19 protein-coding genes are annotated in these 19,114 nt (G+C 66.9%); 9 read left to right on the top strand and 10 right to left on the bottom strand.

Annotated features, from left to right (window positions below; genetic code table 11):
• Positions 1 to 16: 16 nt before the first annotated feature.
• The gene (locus OCK02_RS03910) at positions 17 to 721 is read right to left on the bottom strand and encodes a Crp/Fnr family transcriptional regulator (protein WP_230802796.1); all 705 of its coding nucleotides are present in this window, start codon (positions 719 to 721) and stop codon (positions 17 to 19) included.
• A gap of 243 nt (positions 722 to 964) precedes the next feature.
• On the bottom strand, positions 965 to 2,179 hold the full coding sequence (locus OCK02_RS03915) for a TIGR03862 family flavoprotein (protein WP_263812131.1): 1,215 nt from the start codon (positions 2,177 to 2,179) through the stop codon (positions 965 to 967).
• A gap of 202 nt (positions 2,180 to 2,381) precedes the next feature.
• On the opposite strand from OCK02_RS03915, the gene OCK02_RS03920 reads away from it, so the two are divergent.
• Positions 2,382 to 2,792 carry a winged helix-turn-helix domain-containing protein gene (locus OCK02_RS03920; protein WP_412178765.1) on the top strand — a complete coding sequence of 137 codons (411 nt, stop codon included), beginning with the start codon at positions 2,382 to 2,384 and terminating at the stop codon, positions 2,790 to 2,792.
• On the opposite strand, the gene modC is transcribed toward OCK02_RS03920, so the two are convergent.
• The 3 genes from modC to modA all read right to left on the bottom strand — a co-directional run bounded on the left by modC (position 2,764) and on the right by modA (position 5,468).
• Complete coding sequence (gene modC / locus OCK02_RS03925; RefSeq protein WP_263812132.1) at positions 2,764 to 3,840, bottom strand: molybdenum ABC transporter ATP-binding protein; 1,077 nt, start codon at positions 3,838 to 3,840, stop codon at positions 2,764 to 2,766. The two genes, OCK02_RS03920 and modC, sit on opposite strands and share 29 nt — an antisense overlap.
• On the bottom strand, positions 3,837 to 4,538 hold the full coding sequence (gene modB, locus OCK02_RS03930) for a molybdate ABC transporter permease subunit (RefSeq protein ID WP_230802800.1): 702 nt from the start codon (positions 4,536 to 4,538) through the stop codon (positions 3,837 to 3,839). The genes modC and modB overlap by 4 nt, the downstream gene beginning before the upstream one ends.
• 135 nt (positions 4,539 to 4,673) lie before the next feature.
• The gene (gene modA / locus OCK02_RS03935; protein WP_263812133.1) at positions 4,674 to 5,468 is read right to left on the bottom strand and encodes a molybdate ABC transporter substrate-binding protein; all 795 of its coding nucleotides are present in this window, start codon (positions 5,466 to 5,468) and stop codon (positions 4,674 to 4,676) included.
• A gap of 180 nt (positions 5,469 to 5,648) precedes the next feature.
• On the opposite strand from modA, the gene tsaA reads away from it, so the two are divergent.
• Complete coding sequence (gene tsaA, locus OCK02_RS03940) at positions 5,649 to 6,173, top strand: tRNA (N6-threonylcarbamoyladenosine(37)-N6)-methyltransferase TrmO (RefSeq protein ID WP_263812134.1); 525 nt, start codon at positions 5,649 to 5,651, stop codon at positions 6,171 to 6,173.
• 36 nt (positions 6,174 to 6,209) lie between these two features.
• Here the strand turns inward: tsaA and OCK02_RS03945 are convergent, their stop codons facing one another.
• The 3 genes from OCK02_RS03945 to OCK02_RS03955 form a co-directional block, all read right to left on the bottom strand.
• Entirely contained in the window at positions 6,210 to 6,956 is a 747-nt protein-coding gene (locus OCK02_RS03945; RefSeq protein ID WP_263812135.1) for an SDR family oxidoreductase, read from the bottom strand.
• Positions 6,957 to 7,118: 162 nt separating this feature from the next.
• A complete protein-coding gene (locus tag OCK02_RS03950) occupies positions 7,119 to 7,274 on the bottom strand; it encodes a hypothetical protein (RefSeq protein ID WP_263812136.1) in 156 nt (51 codons plus the stop codon).
• Positions 7,275 to 7,375: 101 nt separating this feature from the next.
• Complete coding sequence (locus tag OCK02_RS03955; protein ID WP_263812137.1) at positions 7,376 to 8,743, bottom strand: FAD-binding oxidoreductase; 1,368 nt, start codon at positions 8,741 to 8,743, stop codon at positions 7,376 to 7,378.
• 240 nt (positions 8,744 to 8,983) lie between these two features.
• On the opposite strand from OCK02_RS03955, the gene OCK02_RS03960 reads away from it, so the two are divergent.
• From OCK02_RS03960 to OCK02_RS03990, 7 genes are all read left to right on the top strand, one after another.
• Positions 8,984 to 9,706 carry a FadR/GntR family transcriptional regulator gene (locus OCK02_RS03960; RefSeq protein ID WP_263812138.1) on the top strand — a complete coding sequence of 241 codons (723 nt, stop codon included), beginning with the start codon at positions 8,984 to 8,986 and terminating at the stop codon, positions 9,704 to 9,706.
• A complete protein-coding gene (locus tag OCK02_RS03965; RefSeq protein ID WP_263812139.1) occupies positions 9,703 to 10,875 on the top strand; it encodes a PLP-dependent transferase in 1,173 nt (390 codons plus the stop codon). Before OCK02_RS03960 ends, OCK02_RS03965 begins: the two co-directional genes overlap by 4 nt.
• Positions 10,876 to 10,910: 35 nt before the next feature.
• On the top strand, positions 10,911 to 12,170 hold the full coding sequence (locus OCK02_RS03970) for an ABC transporter substrate-binding protein (protein ID WP_230802808.1): 1,260 nt from the start codon (positions 10,911 to 10,913) through the stop codon (positions 12,168 to 12,170).
• A gap of 302 nt (positions 12,171 to 12,472) precedes the next feature.
• The gene (locus OCK02_RS03975; RefSeq protein WP_263812140.1) at positions 12,473 to 13,396 is read left to right on the top strand and encodes a carbohydrate ABC transporter permease; all 924 of its coding nucleotides are present in this window, start codon (positions 12,473 to 12,475) and stop codon (positions 13,394 to 13,396) included.
• 4 nt (positions 13,397 to 13,400) lie between these two features.
• Positions 13,401 to 14,234 (top strand): carbohydrate ABC transporter permease, encoded by an 834-nt coding sequence (locus OCK02_RS03980; RefSeq protein ID WP_263812141.1) that lies wholly within the window; start codon positions 13,401 to 13,403, stop codon positions 14,232 to 14,234.
• Positions 14,235 to 14,254: 20 nt separating this feature from the next.
• The gene (locus OCK02_RS03985; protein ID WP_263812142.1) at positions 14,255 to 15,322 is read left to right on the top strand and encodes an ABC transporter ATP-binding protein; all 1,068 of its coding nucleotides are present in this window, start codon (positions 14,255 to 14,257) and stop codon (positions 15,320 to 15,322) included.
• A 255-nt stretch (positions 15,323 to 15,577) separates the two neighbouring features.
• Positions 15,578 to 16,735, top strand: a complete 1,158-nt coding sequence (locus tag OCK02_RS03990) for a fumarylacetoacetate hydrolase family protein (protein ID WP_263812143.1) — start codon at positions 15,578 to 15,580, stop codon at positions 16,733 to 16,735.
• A gap of 303 nt (positions 16,736 to 17,038) precedes the next feature.
• Here OCK02_RS03990 and OCK02_RS03995 read toward each other — a convergent pair whose 3' ends face one another.
• Together OCK02_RS03995 and OCK02_RS04000 are read right to left on the bottom strand one after the other, a co-directional pair.
• Positions 17,039 to 17,926 (bottom strand): amidohydrolase family protein, encoded by an 888-nt coding sequence (locus tag OCK02_RS03995; protein ID WP_263812144.1) that lies wholly within the window; start codon positions 17,924 to 17,926, stop codon positions 17,039 to 17,041.
• Entirely contained in the window at positions 17,910 to 19,088 is a 1,179-nt protein-coding gene (locus OCK02_RS04000; protein WP_412178769.1) for a vWA domain-containing protein, read from the bottom strand. Before OCK02_RS04000 ends, OCK02_RS03995 begins: the two co-directional genes overlap by 17 nt.
• Positions 19,089 to 19,114: the final 26 nt, after the last annotated feature.

The raw sequence follows: 19,114 nt of genomic DNA on the forward strand, positions 1-19,114 counted from the left end.
CAGGCCTGGGCCGTCGTCACGCCTCGATGGCGCGCCGCATCCGGTCGTAGCAGCAGCAGCTGCGCCCGTGCAGGAGATGGCGGTTGCGCACGGTCAGGCGGCCGCGGTTGTAGGCGATGGCGCCGGCATTCATCAGGTCGGTGCAGACGGCGTTGACCGTCGCCCGCCGCAGCGCCAGCAGTTGCGACACAGCCTCCTGGGTGATGTGGAACTCGTCGCCCGCCATCCGGTCGTGCGCCTGCAGCAGCCACCGCGAGACGCGCTGCTCGGCCGTGTGCCGGCTGTTGCAGGCGGCCTGTTCCATCAGTTGCTCGATGAAGGCGCGGACATAGCCGTACATCGCCGCCCGCATCCCCTCGAACCGGTGGAGCGCCTGCTCGAATTCGGCCACCGCGATCCACAGCGCCCGGCCGGGCACCTGCACGACGGAGCGGCCGAGCGCCTTGCCGCCGCCGAGCACCACGGCCAGCCCGAGCGCGCCCTCGCACCCGAGCGAGGCCTTCTCCACATGCCTGCCGCTGGCGATGTCGGTGACGTAGGATATCACCCCCTCCAGCGGGAAGACGATATGGGTCAGCGGCGCGCCGTCGTCGAAAACGGTATCGCCCGCAAGTATCGGGCGTATGTCGCCCCGTTCAAGCAGGAAATCGCGAACGTCCGGCCGCAATGAGGCAAGGACGCGATTGCCCGCAAAGGTGGTCGTGTTGTCTTCTTCAGTCACGGATGGCCCCAGCATGTGCTGGTTCTATTTGTAACACTAATTACCGCAGGTTTAAATCCGAATTAATTTCTTGTTAAGTACGCTATGTGTCATAACAATACAATTTGGCTGTCCCGCGATGAGAAAGAGACGGGACGTTCGACTGCGGCAAGCCAAGGAAAATGATGCCGATGGATTTCGGCGCGGGGCGGATATTCTTGCCGGCGCGCACCACCGAAGTCTCCGCGCCGGCGTGGATCTACCCTAGGCTGTGTTTTCGAGCCAGTGCGAGAGGCCGCGCGCCGCGGCGCGGCCGGTGGCGAGGCAGGCGGTCAGCAGATAGCCGCCCGTCGGCGCCTCCCAGTCGAGCATTTCGCCGGCCGCAAAGACGCCCGGCATGGCGTCCAGCATGAAGTTTCCGTCGATCCCGCTCCAACTGATCCCCCCGGCAGACGAGATCGCCTCGGCGATGGGCCGCAGGCGCAGCAGCGGCACCGGCAGCGCCTTGATGAGCCGCGCCAGCTCGTCGGGCGCGTATCGCCCGGCATCGGGCACGAGTTCGCGCAGGAGGCCGGCCTTGACGCCGGCAAGGCTTGCGCCCTTGCGCAGCCGGTTGGCGAGGCTGGCCTTGGTGCCCTGCCGTGCGAGGTCGCGCGCGATGCGGGCCGCCTCCCGTCCCGGCGCGAGGTCGAGGACGAGGCTTGCCGCCCCATCCGCCTCGATCCGGTCGCGGAGCGCTGCGGCATGCGCATAGACGAGGCTGCCCTCGATCCCGTGCCGGGAGACGACGAATTCGCCGGGAAAGGTGCCGGCATCGGACGTCGCGGTCGTTCCCTTGAGCGGTTCGCCGGCGTAACGCTCGACGAAGCCCTCGCTCCAGGCGACGTCGAAGCCGCAATTGGCGGGGCGGAAGGCGGTGACGGGCACGCCCCGCCCGCGCAGCGTTTCCACCCACGAAGCGTCCGAGCCGAGCCGCGGCCAGCTCGCGCCGCCAAGCGCAAGCAGCACAGCACGGCAGGAGACAGTCCTGCGCCCCTCCTGCGTCTCGAAGACGACCGCCTCGCCGTCGAAGCCGATCCAGCGATGGCGCGTATGGATCGTCACGCCCTGCTGCTCCAGCCGGCGCAGCCACGAGCGCAGCAGTGGCGAGGCCTTCATCGCCGTCGGAAAGACCCGGCCGGAGGTGCCGACGAAGGTCTCGACGCCGAGCCCGGCCGCCCAGTCGCGCACGTCCGCCGGCGTGAACGCTTCAAGCGCCGGCCCGAGCCGTCCGGACGCGGTGCCGAAACGTGCGGCGAAGCGGGGGAAAGGCTCGGAATGGGTGATGTTGAGGCCGGATTTTCCGGCGAGCAGGAACTTGCGCGCGACCGTCGGCATCGCCTCGTAGACGGCGACCGGCCGCCCCGCTGCCGACAGCACCTCGGCGGCCGCAAGGCCCGCTGGCCCGCCGCCGATCACCGCGATCTCGTCCTGTGCCATTCCGCAAGCCGCCTCCGTTTCCGCAAGGCGCACTCTTGGCTTGCGGGCGGCGATGGCGCAAGTCTGATCCGCGGTCGAATCGGATTGTCGGCGCCGTGCGCAAAACTATGCTGCGGTTCTGCGGCCGCGACACGCGCAGTTTCAAGGGCCGGAGCGCGCGACGCGCCTTGGCGGGGATGGAAGGGCGAAGGGAAGGGAAGCGATGACGATGGGCGCGCCGGACGACATAGCCGTCAATCTGCGGATCGATTTCTCGCGCGAGGACCGGCTCGGGCGCGGCAAGATGATGCTTCTGGCCCGGATCCGGGAGACGGGTTCGATCTCGGCCGCCGGCCGGTCGATGGATATGTCCTACCGTCGCGCCTGGCTCCTCGTCGACATGATGAACCGCATGTTTGCCAGCCCGGTCGTGGAATCCCAGCGTGGCGGCCGGCAGGGCGGCGGCGCGGTCGTCACGGCCTTCGGCGAGGAACTGCTGGCCCGGTTCCGGGCGATGGAGGCCAAGGCGAGGGCCGCGATCGGCGACGATCTCGACTGGCTGCGCGCCAACCTCTCGTCTGACCTCCATAAACGGCAGGCCGAGGCTAGCGAGGGTCGAGCGCGACCGTCTTGACGACGGCGAAGACGGTCTTGCCGGGGTGAAGGGCGAGCCGCTCGCCGGAGAGCGCCGTCACCCGGGCGTGGACGATGTCGCCGCCGCAATTGATCCGGACGGTGATCATGCCCTCGTCGTCGGCAGCGATCGCCTCGATCGTGCCTTCCAGGATGTTCAGTGCGCTGATGCCTTCCGGCCGGCTGGTGGCGAGCATCACGTCGCGGGCGGGGATATGCAGCCGCACCGTCTTGCCGGCCTCGACGGTGGCGTTCGGCACATGGATCGTGTTGCCCTTGAGCCGCACCGTCGCCAGCCGGTGCGGCGGATCGAAGGCCTCGACCACGCCCGCGACCACGCTGCCGGCCTCGCGGCGATTGGCGGCAGTCGGCAGGCCGGGGCGGCTCAGCACCTCGGAGACCGGACCGATCGCCTCGACCCTGCCGTCGCGCAGCACCACCACCCGGTCGGCAAGCTGCGCCACCTCGTGGACGGCATGGCTGACATAGACGATCGGTACGTTCGTCTCGTCACGCAGCCGTTCCAGATAGGGCAGGATCTCGGCCTTGCGCTCCTCGTCGAGGGCTGCGAGCGGCTCGTCCATCAGAAGCAGTCGCGGCGCGGAGAGCAGCGCCCGGCCGATCGCGACGCGCTGGCGCTCGCCGCCTGAAAGGTTGGCTGGCCGCCGTTCCATAAGATGGCCGATGCCGAGAAGGTCGACAACCCGGTCGAAGCGCTCGGGCACGGCGTCGCGCGGCGCGAACCAGCGGCCGTAGGTCAGGTTGCCCTTGACGGTCAGGTGCGGGAACAGCCGCGCCTCCTGGAAGACGTAGCCGAAGCGGCGCCGGTGCTTCGGCACGAAGAGGCCCCGCTTCCTGTCGACCAGAACGTCACCGTCCAGCGCGATGCGGCCTTCGTCCGGGCGGATCAGGCCGGCGATCGCGCGCACGAGCGAGGTCTTGCCTGAGCCGGAGCGGCCGAACAGCGCGGTCACGCCCCCCTCCGCCTCGAAGCCGGCATCGAGATGAAAATCGCCGAACCGGTGGCGGACATGGACGGAGAGCGTCATTCGAAGTTCACCCGCTTGCCGATCATGTGCGCCATGAACTCGGAGGCGAGCAGGGCCGCCATCGAGATCACGATCGCGACGATCGTCAGCCGCATCGCGCCGAGGTCGCCGCCTGGCACCTGGGTGAAGGTGTAGATCGCCGCCGACAGCGTCTGCGTCTCGCCGGGGATGTTGGAGACGAAGGTGATCGTCGCGCCGAATTCTCCCATCGACTTGGCGAAGGACAGGATCATCCCGGCGATCACTCCGGGCAGGATCAGCGGCAGGGTGACGGTGAGGAACACCCAGATAGGGCTGGCCCCGAGCGTGCCGGCGGCGTCCTCCAGCTTGCGGTCGACGGCATCGAGCGAGAGCCGGATCGAGCGGACCAGCAGGGGAAAGCCCATCACCGCGCAGGCGAGTGCTGCCCCCGTCCAGCGGAACGAGAAGACGATGCCGAGATACTGGTCGAGGAAGGCGCCGATCGGCCCCTTGCGGCCGAACAGGATCAGGAGCAGGAAGCCGGTGACGACGGGCGGCAGGATCAGCGGCAGGTGGACGATGCCGTTGAGGACGGACTTGCCGACGAAGCGGCCGCGCGATAGCGCGAGTGCCACGAGGATGCCGAAGGGCAGGCTGGCGGCGACCGCGACGGTGGACACCAGCAGGCTCAGCCGGATCGCCGTCAGTTCCTCTTCACTCAGGGTCAGCCAGTCCAATTCGGGTCAACTCACGATCTTGCGGGGTGGCCTAGGCGTTCGGCCGGAATTCGGAATGACGGGCAGGATAGCGCCATATCCCTAAAGAAAACGCCGCGCGCCGGGAAGGGCGCGCGGCGCGGCAAGGATGCGGGATCACTTCAGGATGGTGAAGCCCTGTTCGGTGAAGAAGGGGGCCGCCGCGTCCGACTTCAGGAAGTCGAGATAGGCGGCAGCGTCGGCGCTCTTCGATTCCGTCAGGATCGCGACCGGGTAGATGATCGGCGGATGGCTGTCTTCGGGGAAGGTGCCGACGACCGCGACACCCGGGTCGGCTGCGGCGTCCGTCTGGTAGACGATGCCATAGGGCGCCTCGCCGCGGGAGACCAGCGCCAGCGCCGCGCGCACGCTTTCGGCGCCGGCGACCTTGCTCTCGACGGATGACCAGGCGCCGAGCTTCTCCAGGGCTGCCTTGCCGTACTTGCCGGCCGGCACGCTATCGACCGCACCCATGGCGAGCTTGCCGTCGCCGACGAGGGCGGAAAGGTCGAAGCCTTCCTTGATCTCGACCGGCTGGGCTGCATCCTTCGGGGCGACGAGCACGATGCGGTTGCCGAGCAGGTTCGAGCGCGTGTCGTCCTTGATCAGCTTCTTCTCCGCCACGTAGTCCATCCAGGCGAGGTCGGCGGAGATGAAGACGTCGGCCGGTGCGCCGGCCTCGATCTGCTTGGCGAGCGCCGAGCTTGCCGCATAGGAAACCGTCGTCTCCGTCGCCTTTTCCTTCGCCCAGGCCGCATTGGCGGCGTTGAGGGCATTCTTCAGGCTGGCGGCCGCGAAGACGGTGACCTTGTCTGCGGCCGACGCCTGCGTGCCCAGGGCGGCGACGCCCAGCCAGGCGAGGGCGAAGGAGGCGAGGGCGGCCTTCGCCAGATGACGACGTTTGAACTCCATGTCCGTGCTCCTGTTGTGCGAGATATTCCAAGGAATATAACGCTGTCAGGCTGTTGGCTAGTGTTATGTTCGTAGAAATATATCGCTTGCGCAAAGCCCGCCCGCCCGCGACAGTGCGCGAACAGGAATACGCAGGAATACGAGGGGCGGGCCTGCGCCCCTGGGCGACAGGAGTGCGACATGGTGCGGGAAAACGAAATCCGGGAAAACGAGGTCGCGGTCACTCCGCCCGAACCCGTGGATGCGGGGCTGACCTTCATCGGCCGCATCCGCACGCCGTGGGATTCGCGGCTGCTGTGCCCGCGCCAGGGCCGTCACGACGGGCCGCAGTGCCGGATCGAGATCTTCGAGCCGTGGGTGCCCGCACTTGCCGGCGTCGAGGCGTTCGAGCGGCTGGAGGTGCTCTACTGGCTGGACCGGTCGCGGCGCGACCTCGTGCTGCAGAGCCCGGCCAGCAACGGCAAGGTGCACGGGACCTTCTCGCTGCGCACGCCGGTCCGCCCCAATCCGATCGGCACGTCGATCGTGGTTCTCGACGGGATCGAGGGCAATACCCTGCTGGTGCGCGGCCTCGACTGCCTCGACGGCACGCCGCTGCTCGACCTCAAGCCGGACCGCTCGCTGTTCAAGCCGATCGCACCGCCCCAGCCGGGTGATTTCGAGACCGGTGAGCAAAAGGCCGCAAACTATTGCCAGAAGGCGTGAGGGCAGCCGGCAGGCGGACGTCCGCCCTGCCGCGCCTCACATCTGCGCCGACATGCCGCCGTCGACCGTTAGCGTGATGCCGTTGACGAAACTCGCGGCCGGGGAGGCGAGGAAGAGGGCGGCCGGCGCCAGTTCCTCCGGCCGGCCCCAGCGCCTGAGCGGTATGCGGACGTCGACAAAGGCCTGTACGCGCGGGTCTTCCGCCATGGCCCGGTTCGGATCGGTGACGAACCAGCCGGGCGCGATCGCGTTGACCGTCAGGTTGTCCGAGCCGAACTCGACGGCGAGCGAGCGGGTCAGGGCTTCCAGCCCGCCCTTCGAGGCGGTGTAGGCCGCATCCGGTGCACGCGCGATCCGCGCTGCGATCGAGGTCACGAAGATCAGCCGCCCCGCCGCCGATTGCCGCAGGAGTGGCAGGGCCGCCCGCGCCAGCCGGTAGGCCGCCGTCAGGTTCACGTCGAGAAGCGCTGCGAAGGCCGCCCCGTCCAGCACCTCGGTCGAGCGGCGGTCGCGCAGGCTCGCTGCATGCACGACCGCGTCCAGGACGCCCAGCGTCTCGGCCGCCTGCCGCACGATCCCTTCCGCATCGGCGGAGAGGTCGCCGGGGAGCGCCGAGGCCGCAAGACCCTCGTCGCGCAATTGCGCCGCATGGCTCTCGAGCAGGTCCCGGTCGCGGCCGTTGAGGGCGACCGTGGCCCCCTCCCGCGCAAAGGCACGGGCGATCTCCAGCCCCAGCCCGCGGGTCGCGCCCGTCACGAGTATGCGTCGCTTGCCGTCGGTCATCTGAACCCTCGCATGTTGGCCGGTCTGTCTTTGGTCAGCGCCGCCGCGCCGTCCGCATGCTGCATTCCTAGAGAGATCGCCCGAAGATGGGAACGCGGAAAGTTGTGCGTTGGACCGGGAGGCGCCGTCTCGCCGGGGCCATCCCGCGTCTTGTGGAAACGGCTAGAGCTCGTGCGCCATCTTCGAAGGCGTCGAAAGCAGTTCGCCCTCGGGCGGCTGTGTATTGCTGCCGGAACCCGACGTCTGCTGCAAGACGACGATGCTCAGGATCGAGACGACCATGACCATGAGAACGATCAGCAATATCCGTGCCGGCATGAGCCCTTCCTTCCGTAGGGCTGGAAAACGGAGCAGGTGGCCTTAGGTTCCACGGAAAGGCACCCTACCTGCGGGCGGCGGCGCTCCGCCACCCGTTTTCCTCAGAGCACCTTGCCGGGATTGAGGATCCCCTTCGGATCGAGCGCCTGCTTGACCAGTCGCATGGTTGCGATCTCCTCCGGGCTGCGCGAACGGTCGAGATAGGGCCGCTTCAGCGTGCCGATGCCGTGCTCGGCGGAAATCGAGCCGTTGAAGCGCTGCACGAGATCGTAGGCGATCGCGTCGACCGCATGCAGGTCGTCTTCCGACGAATCGCCGACCGAAACGGCAATGTGCAGGTTGCTGTCGCCGACATGGCCGAAGAAGGAGACATGGGCGCCGGGGAAGCGCTGCAGCAGCGCTGTCTCGCACGCTTCGGCGAAGCGCCCGATCTCGCCGATCGGCAGGCTGACGTCGAGATTGACCAGCGACGGCAGCAACTGCCCCATCATGTGGCCTTCGCGAACCGACCAGAAGCGCAGCACGTCCTTCTCCGACTGGGCGACCAGCGCATCGACGATCAGTTCCTCCTCGAGCGCCTCGCTGAGGAAGGCCTCGAAGCGTTCGCGCGCCGCATCCGAACCGTCGTCGTCCTGCTCGACGATGACGAGGAAGGGATGCTCGGCGTTAAACAGCTTCACCCCGGCCGCGCGCGCATTGAAATCGACATAGCTCTTCCACATGGCCTCGAAGGCGGAGAGGGCGGAAAGTCCGCGCTGCGCCTTGTTGAGGAACGCAACGACCGCCTCGTAGCTCTCGAGCGCCGCCAGCGCCGTCTGCCGGCCGGGCGTCGACGGCTTCAGCTTCAGCACGGCGCGGGTGACGATGCCGAGTGTTCCCTCCGCGCCGATGAAGAACTGGCGCAGGTCGTAGCCGGTGTTGTTCTTCGTCATCTTGTTCAGCATCGGCAGCACGGTGCCGTCGGCAAGCACCACCTCCAGCCCCAGCACGTTGTCGCGCGTCACGCCGTGCCGGATCACCCGGATGCCGCCGGCATTGGTGGAGATGGCGCCGCCGATCTGGCAGCTCCCCCGCGCGCCGAGGTCGATCGGCAGCAGCATGCCGGCCTCCGCCGCCGCGTTCTGCGCGGTCTCCAACACGGTGCCGGCCCTGACCGTCATCGTCCCCGCCGCCGTGTCGATCTCCTCGATCCCGGCAAGGTTTTCCAGCGAGATGGCGATTTCGCCGCCTGCGGCATTGGCGCCGCCGGCGAGCCCGGTCAATCCGCCCTGCGGGATGACCGGCTGTCCGTGCGCGTGGCAGATGCGCAGCGCCGCCGAGACATCCTCGACCGTCCTCGGGCGGATGACGGCGAGCGGCAGGACCCGCCCCGTCAGGCTCTCGTCGCTCCGGTAGCGCTCGCCGATCGCGGTGCCAGCCAGCACCAGATCCGGGCCCAGCGCGGTCGTCAGTTCGTCAATGATGCTCATGGTCGGCCTTCCTGTGCGGTGCGCGCGGTCGATGGACCTGATTATCCGGCGGTCGTGCCGAATGCAACGGTGCGGTCCGAGCGGTCGCAGAGGTCGTTCCAACTGCAAGTATCTGAAATTGAAATGATTTCACAGCCGTCAGGATTTTTCGTGGCACCCTTGACTCCGGATATTCCACCTCCATAATGATCAGATGTCAGACCAATTTGAGAAGCTGACACGAAACGGGGAACAGGCCGCATGACGGCGAGAATGGATGCCAAGCCGGCGATCATGCCGTTGCCGCCGATGGATCGGGCGCGCCAGGTGACCGAGGCGCTGGCCACCTATATCGGCCAGGCGAACCTGAAGGCCGGCGACCGGCTGCCGGCCGAGCGCGAACTGATGGCGGCCCTCGCCGTGGGCCGTTCCACCATCCGCGAGGTCATCCGCCATTTCCAGGCGCTCGGCGTCATGGAGACCCGCAAGGGCAGCGGCACCTACCTGCTGAAACCCGTCACGACCGCAACGATCCACATGCCGCTCTCCTTTGACGCGGCGCACCTGCGCGACGCGCTGCTACAGACGCTGGAGGTTCGCCGCGGCATCGAGTGCGAGGCCAACATGGTCGCCGCCCGCCGCCGCACCGCCGGCGATCTCGTCGTGATCGAGGAGAAGCTCGACGCGATGGAGCGGGTGCACCTCGCCAAGGGCACCTCGGGTCCGGAGGACCTGGCCTTCCATCTCGCGATCTACGACGCCACCCACAATCCGCTGTTTCGCCAGTTGTTGGAGCAGATGCGCGAGATGTTCGAGCGCTTCTGGGACGAACCCTTCGATCGGCCGGATTTCGCCCGCCGTTCCTTTCCGTTCCACCGCACCCTCTTCAACGCGATCGCAGCCCAGGACACCGAGGCTGCCCGGCGCGAAACGCTCAAGATTCTCGACGTCGTCGAGGAAGACATCAAGGAAATGTCAAAATGATCAACGGCTCCGACCCGTTCGAGCTCGCCTCCCTCATCGTCGCCCATGACGAGAGCAACGCCTTCGAGGCCGTGGTGCCGCCGATCGTGCAGACCTCGCTCTTCACCTTCTCCTCCTATGACGAAATGGTGCAGGCCTATCGCGGCGAAATCGTCCGGCCGATCTATACCCGCGGGCTGAACCCGACTGTGCGCGCCTTCGAGGAGATGCTGGCGAAGCTCGAGGGCGGCGAGGACGCCATGGGCTTTGCCAGCGGCATGGCTGCGATTTCCTCCACCGTGCTGTCCTTCGTCGAGCCGGGCGACCGCATCGTCGCTGTCAGGCACGTCTACCCCGACGCCTTCCGCCTGTTCGGTACCATCCTGAAGCGGATGAAGATCGAGGTGACCTATGTCGACGGTCGCGACGAGGAGGCGGTCGCGCGTGCGCTGCCCGGCGCGAAGCTGTTCTACATGGAAAGCCCGACGAGCTGGGTCATGGACGCCCACGACGTCGGCGCGCTGGCAGCGCTCGCAAGACGGCACGGGATCGTCTCGGTCATCGACAACAGCTGGGCGAGCCCGGTCTTCCAGCGGCCGCTGTCGCTCGGTGTCGATCTCGTTCTGCATTCGGCCTCGAAGTATCTCGGCGGCCACAGCGACGTCGTCGCCGGCGTCGTCACCGGTTCCAAGGAGATGATCGGCCGCATCCGCGCCGAGGCTTATCCCTATCTCGGCGGCAAGCTCTCGCCCTTCGACGCCTGGCTGCTGGTGCGCGGCCTGCGCACCCTGCCGATCCGCATGAAGGCGCACGAGGCCTCGGGCCTCGAAATCGCCCGCCGCCTGCAGGCGCTGGACATCGTGGAAAGCGTGCAGCATCCCGCACTCGCCAACCGCCTGCCGCCGGGCCTGACCGGCACCTCCGGCCTGTTCTCCTTCGTCTTCCGCGAGGGCATAGACATCCGCGCCTTCGCCGACAGGCTGAACCTGTTCAAGCTCGGCGTCAGCTGGGGCGGCCACGAGAGCCTGATCGTGCCGGGGCAGGTGGTGCTGCAGCAGAAGGCCGAGCCCAATTCCGCGCAGCCCTTCGGCATCCATCCGCGGTCCGTGCGCCTCCATGTCGGCCTCGAGGGAACCGAGGCCCTGTGGAGTGATCTGGAGGCGGCGATCGCAGCCGCTTCCCAAGACTAAAGAGCATTAAACCAAAGCCCAAAAGGGGAGCGACCATGAAGAAGCTACTGACTGCCACATTGTTCGCCGCGATGATGTCGGGGACGGCACTCGCCGACACGACGCTGAAGCTCGTCGAGGTGATTACCAGCCCCGAGCGCACCGAGACGCTGAAATCGATCGTCGGCAAGTTCGAGGCGGCCAATCCGGGCACAAAGGTCGAGATCATCTCGCTGCCCTGGGGCGAGGCCTTCCAGAAGTTCGCCACCATGGTCTCCGCCGGCGAGATCCCCGACGTCATGGAGATGCCCGACACCTGGCTGTCGCTCTATGCCAACAACGGCATGCTGGAGAGCCTGGAGCCCTACCTTTCCAAGTGGGAGCACACCTCGGGCCTGACGTCCCGCGCGCTCGAACTCGGCCGTGACGTCAACGACACCGCCTACATGCTGCCCTACGGCTTCTACCTGCGGGCGATGTTCTACAACAAGAAGCTGCTCGAAGAGGCGGGCGTCGGCGAGCCGCCGAAGACGATGGACGAGTTCGCGGAAGCCGCCAAGAAGGTCTCGGCATTGCCCGGCAAGTCCGGCTACTGCCTGCGCGGCGGCCCGGGCGGGCTCAACGGCTGGATGATGTTCGGCGCCACCATGGCCGGCGACAACAAGTTCTTCAACGAGGACGGTACCTCGACCATGAACAGCGAGGGCTGGGTCAAGGGCCTGACCTGGCTGATCGACCTCTACAAGAACGGCTATGCGCCCAAGGACAGCGTCAACTGGGGCTTCAACGAGATCGTCGCCGGCTTCTACAGCGGCACTTGCGCCTTCCTCGACCAGGACCCGGACGCACTGATTGCGATCGCCGAGCGGATGAAGGCCGAGGACTACGGCATCATGACCATGCCGAAGGGCCCTGATGGCAAGACCTTCCCGACCATCGGCTACGCAGGATGGTCGATGATGGCCAACAGCGAGAACAAGGACCTTTCCTGGAAGCTGATCGAGACGCTGGAGGGCCCGGAAGGCAACATCGAGTGGAACAAGCGCACCGGCGCGCTGCCGGTCCACACCTCCGCCGAAAAGGACCCCTTCTATGCCAGCGAGCAGTTCAAGGGCTGGTTCGCCGAACTGGAGGACAAGGACGCCGTTCCGACGGTCATGCCGACCTACCTCGAGGAATTCGCCTTCTTCAAGGATTCGCTTGTCATCCAGACCTCGCAGAAGGCGCTGCTCGGCGAGATCACGCCGCAGGAACTGGCCGACCAGTGGGCTGAGTATCTGACCAAGGCGCAGCAGAAGTACCTGGCGAAGAAGTAGGTCGGGCGGCGAATGCTGCGGGCGTGGGGCGTCTCACAGCTGGCTTGATCCTTTCAAGCGCTGGCGCAGACGGCCCCTCACCCCGCCTCCGCTCCGCTCGGCGCCCCCTCTCCCCGTGAACGGGGCGAGGGGGAACGGAAGCGTTGCGGCTTGTTCCTTCTCCCCGCCTGCGGGGAGAAGGTGCCGGCAGGCGGATGAGGGGCACAGCCACGGCCTGTCCCCGAGCGCTCCACTTCGAAACTTCCGAGGCGCCGTCTTTCTGGACGGCGCCTCGGCCAGAAACGTCAACGGAACGATTGTCGATGATGCACCAGCCGATCCAGAAGCATCGCCCGCCGCTCAGGAAGCGGCTTGCCGATGCGTCGGAGCCCTATCTCTATAGCGCGCCGGCGCTGATCCTGATCGCCGCGGTCATGCTGGTGCCGCTCGTCGTCGGCATTTCCTATGCCTTCCGGGACATCCAGCTGCTGAACCCGTTCTCCGGCGGCTTCGTCGGGCTCGACCATTTCCGTGCGCTCGGGCAGGACCAGGCCTTCTTCGGCGCGCTGCGCAATACGCTGTGGTGGACGGGCGCCTCGGTGTTCTTCCAGTTTACCTTCGGCCTGATCCTGGCGCTCCTGCTCGACAAGCCGTTCTATGGCCGCGGCCTCGTCCAGGCGCTGGTCTTTCTGCCCTGGGCGGTGCCGAGCTTCCTCGCCGGTCTCAACTGGGCCTGGCTGTTCAACCCTGTCATCGGCCCGCTGCCGCACTGGTTCGTGGCGCTCGGCCTGATGGACGAGCCGCACAATATCCTCTCCGATCCGCATCTCGCCATGTGGGGGCCGATCGTGGCGAACGTCTGGTGGGGCATCCCCTTCTTTGCCATCACCCTGCTCGCCGCCCTGCAGGCGATCCCGCGCGACCTCTACGAGGCCGCCAGCATCGACGGCGCCGGCCCGGTGCAACGCTTCCTGTCGATCACCCTGCCGTTTCTTGCGCCGACGATTGCGATCACCGTGTTGCTGCGCACCGTCTGGATCTCCAATTTCGCCGACCTGATCGTCGTCATGACCAATGGCGGCCCGGCCGACCGCACCCAGATCGTCGCCAGCTACATCTTCACCCAGGCCTTCAAGCGGCTCGATTTCGGCTATGCCTCGGCGATCGCGCTCGTGCTGCTGGCGTTGCTGCTGGTCTATTCGATGCTGATCGTGCTGCTCCGCCAGACCATGCTGAACAAGGGCTGAACCCATGAGACCCGGCAAGCTTCTCCTCATCGGCGCCCATCGCGGGGCGATCCTCGTCTATGTGGTCTTCGCGCTGTTTCCGCTGTTCTGGCTGTTGAAGGTTTCGGTGACGCCGAACGACCTGCTCTACAGCGAGGGCGTGCGCATGTGGCCGTCGCGCACGACCTTCGAGCACTTCGATTTCGTCATCGCCCACAGCGCCTTTCCGACCTTCTTCAAGAACAGCCTGATCGTGTCGGGCGCCACCGCCGTCGTCGTCACCATCCTCGCCTCGCTGTCCGGCTACGCGCTCTCGCGCTTCTCCTTCCGGGCGAAGTACTGGATCGTGGCGCTGATGCTGATCACCCAGATGTTTCCGCTGGTCATGCTGGTGGCGCCGATCTTCAAGATGCTGTCGCCGTTAGGCCTGACCAACAGCCTCACCGGTCTCGTCATCGTCTATTCCGCCTTCAACGTCCCCTTCGCCACCTTCCTGATGCAGTCCTTCTTCGACGGCATCCCGAAGGACCTGGAGGAGGCGGCGATGATCGACGGCGCCACCCAGTTCGTGGCCTTCCGCCAGATCATCCTGCCGCTGACGCTGCCGGGCATCGCCGCCACCCTCGGCTTCGTCTTCACCGCTGCCTGGAGCGAACTGTTGTTCGCGCTGATGCTGATTTCTGGCAACGATGCGGCGACTTTCCCGGTCGGACTCCTGACCTTCGTCTCCAAGTTCTCGGTCGATTTCGGGCAGATGATGGCCGCCGGCGTGCTCGCGCTGATCCCGGCCTGCCTGTTCTTCCTCCTCATCCAGCGCTACCTCGTGCAGGGCCTGACGGCCGGCGCGGTCAAGGGATAATTGCCCAAGGGACAATTGCTATGGCTTCCATCGATATCGAAAGTGTGCGCAAGAGCTACGGACCGTTTCCCGTCCTGCACGGCGTCGATCTCACCATCAGGGACGGCGAGTTCATCGTCCTCGTCGGCCCCTCCGGCTGCGGAAAATCGACGCTTTTGCGCATGATCGCGGGGCTCGAGGAGGTGACCTCCGGCGACATCCGCATCTCCGGCAACCGCGTCAACGATCTCGCGCCCAAGGACCGCGACATCGCCATGGTGTTCCAGTCATACGCGCTCTACCCGCACATGAGCGTGGCGGACAACATGAGCTACAGCCTGCGGCTCAGAAAGACGGCGAAAGAGAAGATCGCAAGCGCCGTCGGCGGTGCCGCCGCCAAGCTCGGGCTGGAGCCGCTGCTGGAGCGCCGGCCGAAGGCGCTGTCCGGCGGCCAGCGCCAGCGCGTCGCCATGGGCCGCGCCATCGTCCGCAAGCCGAAGGCGTTCCTGTTCGACGAGCCGCTTTCCAACCTCGACGCCCGCCTGCGCGAGCAGATGCGCGCCGAGATCAAGAAGCTGCACGCCGATCTCAAGGCCACCTCGATCTACGTCACCCACGACCAGATCGAGGCGATGACGCTCGCCGACCGCATCGTCGCCATGCATGGCGGCGTCGTCCAGCAGGTCGGCTCGCCGCTGGAGCTTTACGACACTCCCGCCAACCTGTTCGTCGCCGGCTTCATCGGTTCGCCGGGCATGAATTTCCTCGAGGGGCGCTATGTGACGACGGGCGATGGGGCCGGCATCCGCCTCTCCGACGGCACCGTCGTCCCGGTCGCGAGCCGTGCCGGCATCGGTCCGGACGCGACCGTCACCCTCGGCATCCGCCCCGAACACGTCGTCATCAGCGACACCGGCATGCTGGAGGCGAGCGTCGACCTGGTCGAGCCCACCGGCTTCGGCATCATCCTCCACCTCTCCCTGCACGGCCTGCCCTTCAAGATCTTCACCCTCGACCGCGAGGCGCTTTCGGCGGGACCAACGGTGCGCGTCGATTTCCCACAGAAGTACCTGCACGTCTTCGACGAGAAGGGGGATCGGCTGGGGTGAGCATCCCCATTGAGGGGAAAGCGTAACGCGCCATCGCACGGTACATTCCCTCTTCTCCCCACCGGGGAGAAGTGCCGAACGCAGTGAGGCGATGAGGGGGCCTTGCCCTGCCGCCCCCTCATCCGGCCCTTCAGGCCACCTTCTCCCCGAGGGGAGAAGAGGGCAGGCTGTTGCACCGCCAATGACCACGCACCCCCTTGCCCCGCCCCGTCTTCATCGGGCATGAATAGCGCCGCAGTTCGGGAGGAGATCGGCATGGCATTGCAGGCAGGAGAATTCGGTCGCGGCACCTTTGTCGGGCGCATCTGGCGCGCCGAGCGGAGAGGGCCCTCGCTCGTCGTCGTCCGTGACGGCATGCTGGTCGACATCACCAGCAAGGCGGCGCCGACGATGCGCGATCTTCTGGAGATGGACGATCCGGTCGCTCATGTCCGCGTCGCGGCCGGCGAGGTCGTGGCGCCGCTTCCGGCCGTGCTCGACAATTCCGTCGAAGGTACCGGCGATCTGTCGCGCGTCCATCTGCTCGCCCCGTGCGACCTGCAGGCGGTCAAGGCCTGCGGCGTCACCTTTGCCCGCTCGATGATCGAGCGCGTCATCGAGGAGAAGGCGGCCGGCAATCCGGCGCTGGCGCAGAAGATCCGCGAGCGTGTCACCGCCATCATCGGCGACAGCCTGCGCGATCTCAAGGCCGGCTCGGATGCGGCCGTCAAGGTCAAGGCGGCGCTGATCGAGGAGGGCGTCTGGTCGCAATATCTGGAGGTCGGCATAGGCCCGGACGCCGAAGTCTTCACCAAGGCGCCGGTGCTCTCCGCCGTCGGCTGGGGCGCCTCTGTCGGCCTGCATCCGGTCTCCAGATGGAACAACCCCGAGCCGGAGATCGTGCTGGCCGTGGACGGTCGCGGCACGGTGAAGGGGGCCACGCTCGGAAACGACGTCAACCTGCGCGACGTCGAGGGCCGCTCGGCGCTGCTGCTCGGCAAGGCGAAGGACAACAACGCCTCTGCCGCCATCGGCCCCTTCATCCGGCTGTTCGATGAGACCTATTCGATCGACGACGTCCGCAGGGCCGATCTCGATCTCACGATCGAGGGCGAGGACGGCTTCGTCCTCAAGGGGTCGAGCACGATGCGCGAGATCAGCCGCGACCCGCTCGACCTCGTCGCCCAGACGATCGGCCGCCACCACCAGTATCCCGATGGCTTCATGCTGTTCATGGGCACGCTGTTCGCCCCGGTCGAGGACCGCGACGTCAAGGGCGAGGGCTTCACTCACAAGATCGGCGACCGGGTGACGATCTCCAATGCCGAACTCGGCGCCCTGACGAACACGGTGCGCCTGTCGACCGAATGCCCGCCCTGGACCTTCGGCATCGCCGAACTGATGCGCAACCTGGCAGGCCGCGGCCTGCTCTGAGCGAAAGCTGTTCTCAAAAAGGGTCGCGATGCGGCGTCTGGGCCGAGCGGACGAGCTTGGCAGGACGGCCGGCGTGATCTCGCGGCAGCAACGTGACGTCAATCGGTTGCCCGACCCCGTTCTAGAGATAACGGCAGTCGCGTCCTCAAGGGCTTGTGGCAGACCGGAGACATTGAGTCCAACCCGATCCAGCGTAAAATGCACCGACTGCTTTGCGGCTGCGGGCGGAAACAGCATCCGCCTGCAGCCGGGATGCGCCAGGAACCGGAACGGGATCTCCCGTGAACCGGCGTCCGCAGCCGTTCACATCGGCCGGTAGACCCGCATGGCGGCGTCGCGCAGCATGTTCTGCCGGGCTGCCGGATCATGCCGGCCGGTGGCCTCGCGATAGGTCTCTATGAGCGTCGGATAGTCGGTCCACAGCTTCTCGATCGGGAAGTTCGAGCCGAACATCAGGTGGTCGCTGCCGAGGATCTCGACGGCCTGGTCGACGACGAAGCCGATGAGGTCGGCATCGTTGCGGTGGACGAAGGTGCCGAGCCCGGAGAGCTTGGCATGGAAGTTCTTCATGCCGGCAAACTGCCGCAGCCCCTCCTGCCAGGCCGAGACCGTCTGCGGCTCGCGGTCGACCAGCATGCCGCAATGGGTGAGGATGAAGTCCGTCTCCGGGTTTTCCGCAACGACCCGCGCGCCGTCCTTCATCTGCGCCGGAAACAGTTGCAGGTCGAAGGAGAAGCCGTAGTCCTTCAGTCGGGCTATGTTGGCGCGCACGGCCGGGTCGACCACCTGCTTCGCATCGGGGGCGAAACGGTATTCCTCGATCGGGTGCCAGTGCAGTTGCATGCGCACGCCGCGCACCAGCGGATAGGCCTTGAGGCGGTCGAGTTGCGGCCGCACGTCCGGCACGCTCATGTCGGCATAGGCGACGATCGCATGCGGCCAGCCGAATTCCTTGGCGGTGGCGCTCACCCAGTCGACCTCGTTCTCGTAGTCCTCCCTGGCCCAGTTGGTCTGGACGTAGACCGCCTTCTCCACGCCCGATCCCTGCAGGTCGCCAAGATATTCGGTGATCGGATAGTCGCGCCGGATCGGCTCGTAGGGGCCGAAGATGCGCGGCACCATCGGCCCGTTCAGCCAGGGCAGGTCCTTCTGCCGCCAGATATGGAAATGCGAGTCAACGATGCCGTTCATGTTTTCTCCTCCCCCAGATCGTCTCGGCGCGCGGTGCGGGTCGGCCGAGCGAAAGCAAGAAATCCGTCAATGCCGGAACAGAGGCGCCGTCGACGAGATCGTCGAGAAAGGGGAGGATCGCGGCCAGCGCCGCCGTCTCGGGCCGGAAGCGCGGATCGCCGGCGAGCGGGCTTGCGAGCGACAGCCGGAAGGCGCGTGCCGACAGCCGGCGCATCGCCGTCTCCAGCGCTGTATGGTCGCCGCGTTCCAGGCCGTCTGACAGAACGACGACGCTCGCGCCGCGCGAAAGGGCCGCAAAGCGTGGCACGGCGAGAAAAGCCAGCAGCGCCGGGCCGATCCGTGTGCCGCCGTCCCAGTCGGCCACCGTGTCGGCGGCGAGCGCCAGCGCCCGCTCGCGGTCGCGGATGCGCAGCGCGCGGGTGATCCGCGTCAGCCGCGTGCCGATGGTGAAGACCTCGGCCGTAGCGGTGGCCTGCACCGTCGCATGCGCCAGCCGCAGATGAGCTTCGGTGTGCTCGCGCATCGATCCGGAAATGTCGATCAGCAGCACCAGCCGGCGCGGCACGGGCTGGCGCCGGCGATAGTCCGGCGAGGGCACGTCGCCGTCGCCGCGGACGATCTCCCGCATCGACCGCCTGAGATCGATGCTGCCGCCCGACAGGGCCTTTAACTGCCGGAACGTGCGGCGGACGGGCAGGGCGCGCGCGAGCGACCGCCGGAAGGCGGAAAGCGCCGCATCCTCGCCGGTGGCGAAGTTGCGGACGGAGAGCTGCTCCGTTGTCGAGGAGATCGCCCCGCCCTTTTCCCGCTTCAGCGGGATCTCGCGGCGCTCGTCCCTGCCGCCGGCATCGCGGATGCGGGTCTCCTCGTCCTCGTCGTCGCCCGCGGCTGCAAGCGGGGCATCGGCGAAGAAGACGGCGCGAAACAGCGCGTCGAACGCGCCGCGGCGCTCGGGCGGCGGCGCAAGCGTCGCGATCGCCGCCTGGTGGATATGCTCCATGCTCCTCGGGCCGACGAGGGCGACCGCCGCAAGGAAGCTCGTCGCCTGCTCGGGCGCGACCACAAAGGCGTTCGTGCGCAGGGCCTGCACGAACGCCATGAAGGGGCCGCAGGCGCGGGGAAGCGGGCCGGTCCGTCGCCGGCGGGCGGGTTCGGCGTGCATCATGGCCTGTCCCCGCCGTGCTGGCC

Source organism: Rhizobium sp. TRM96647 (genome assembly GCF_025780115.1).
Taxonomy (GTDB): domain Bacteria; phylum Pseudomonadota; class Alphaproteobacteria; order Rhizobiales; family Rhizobiaceae; genus Mycoplana.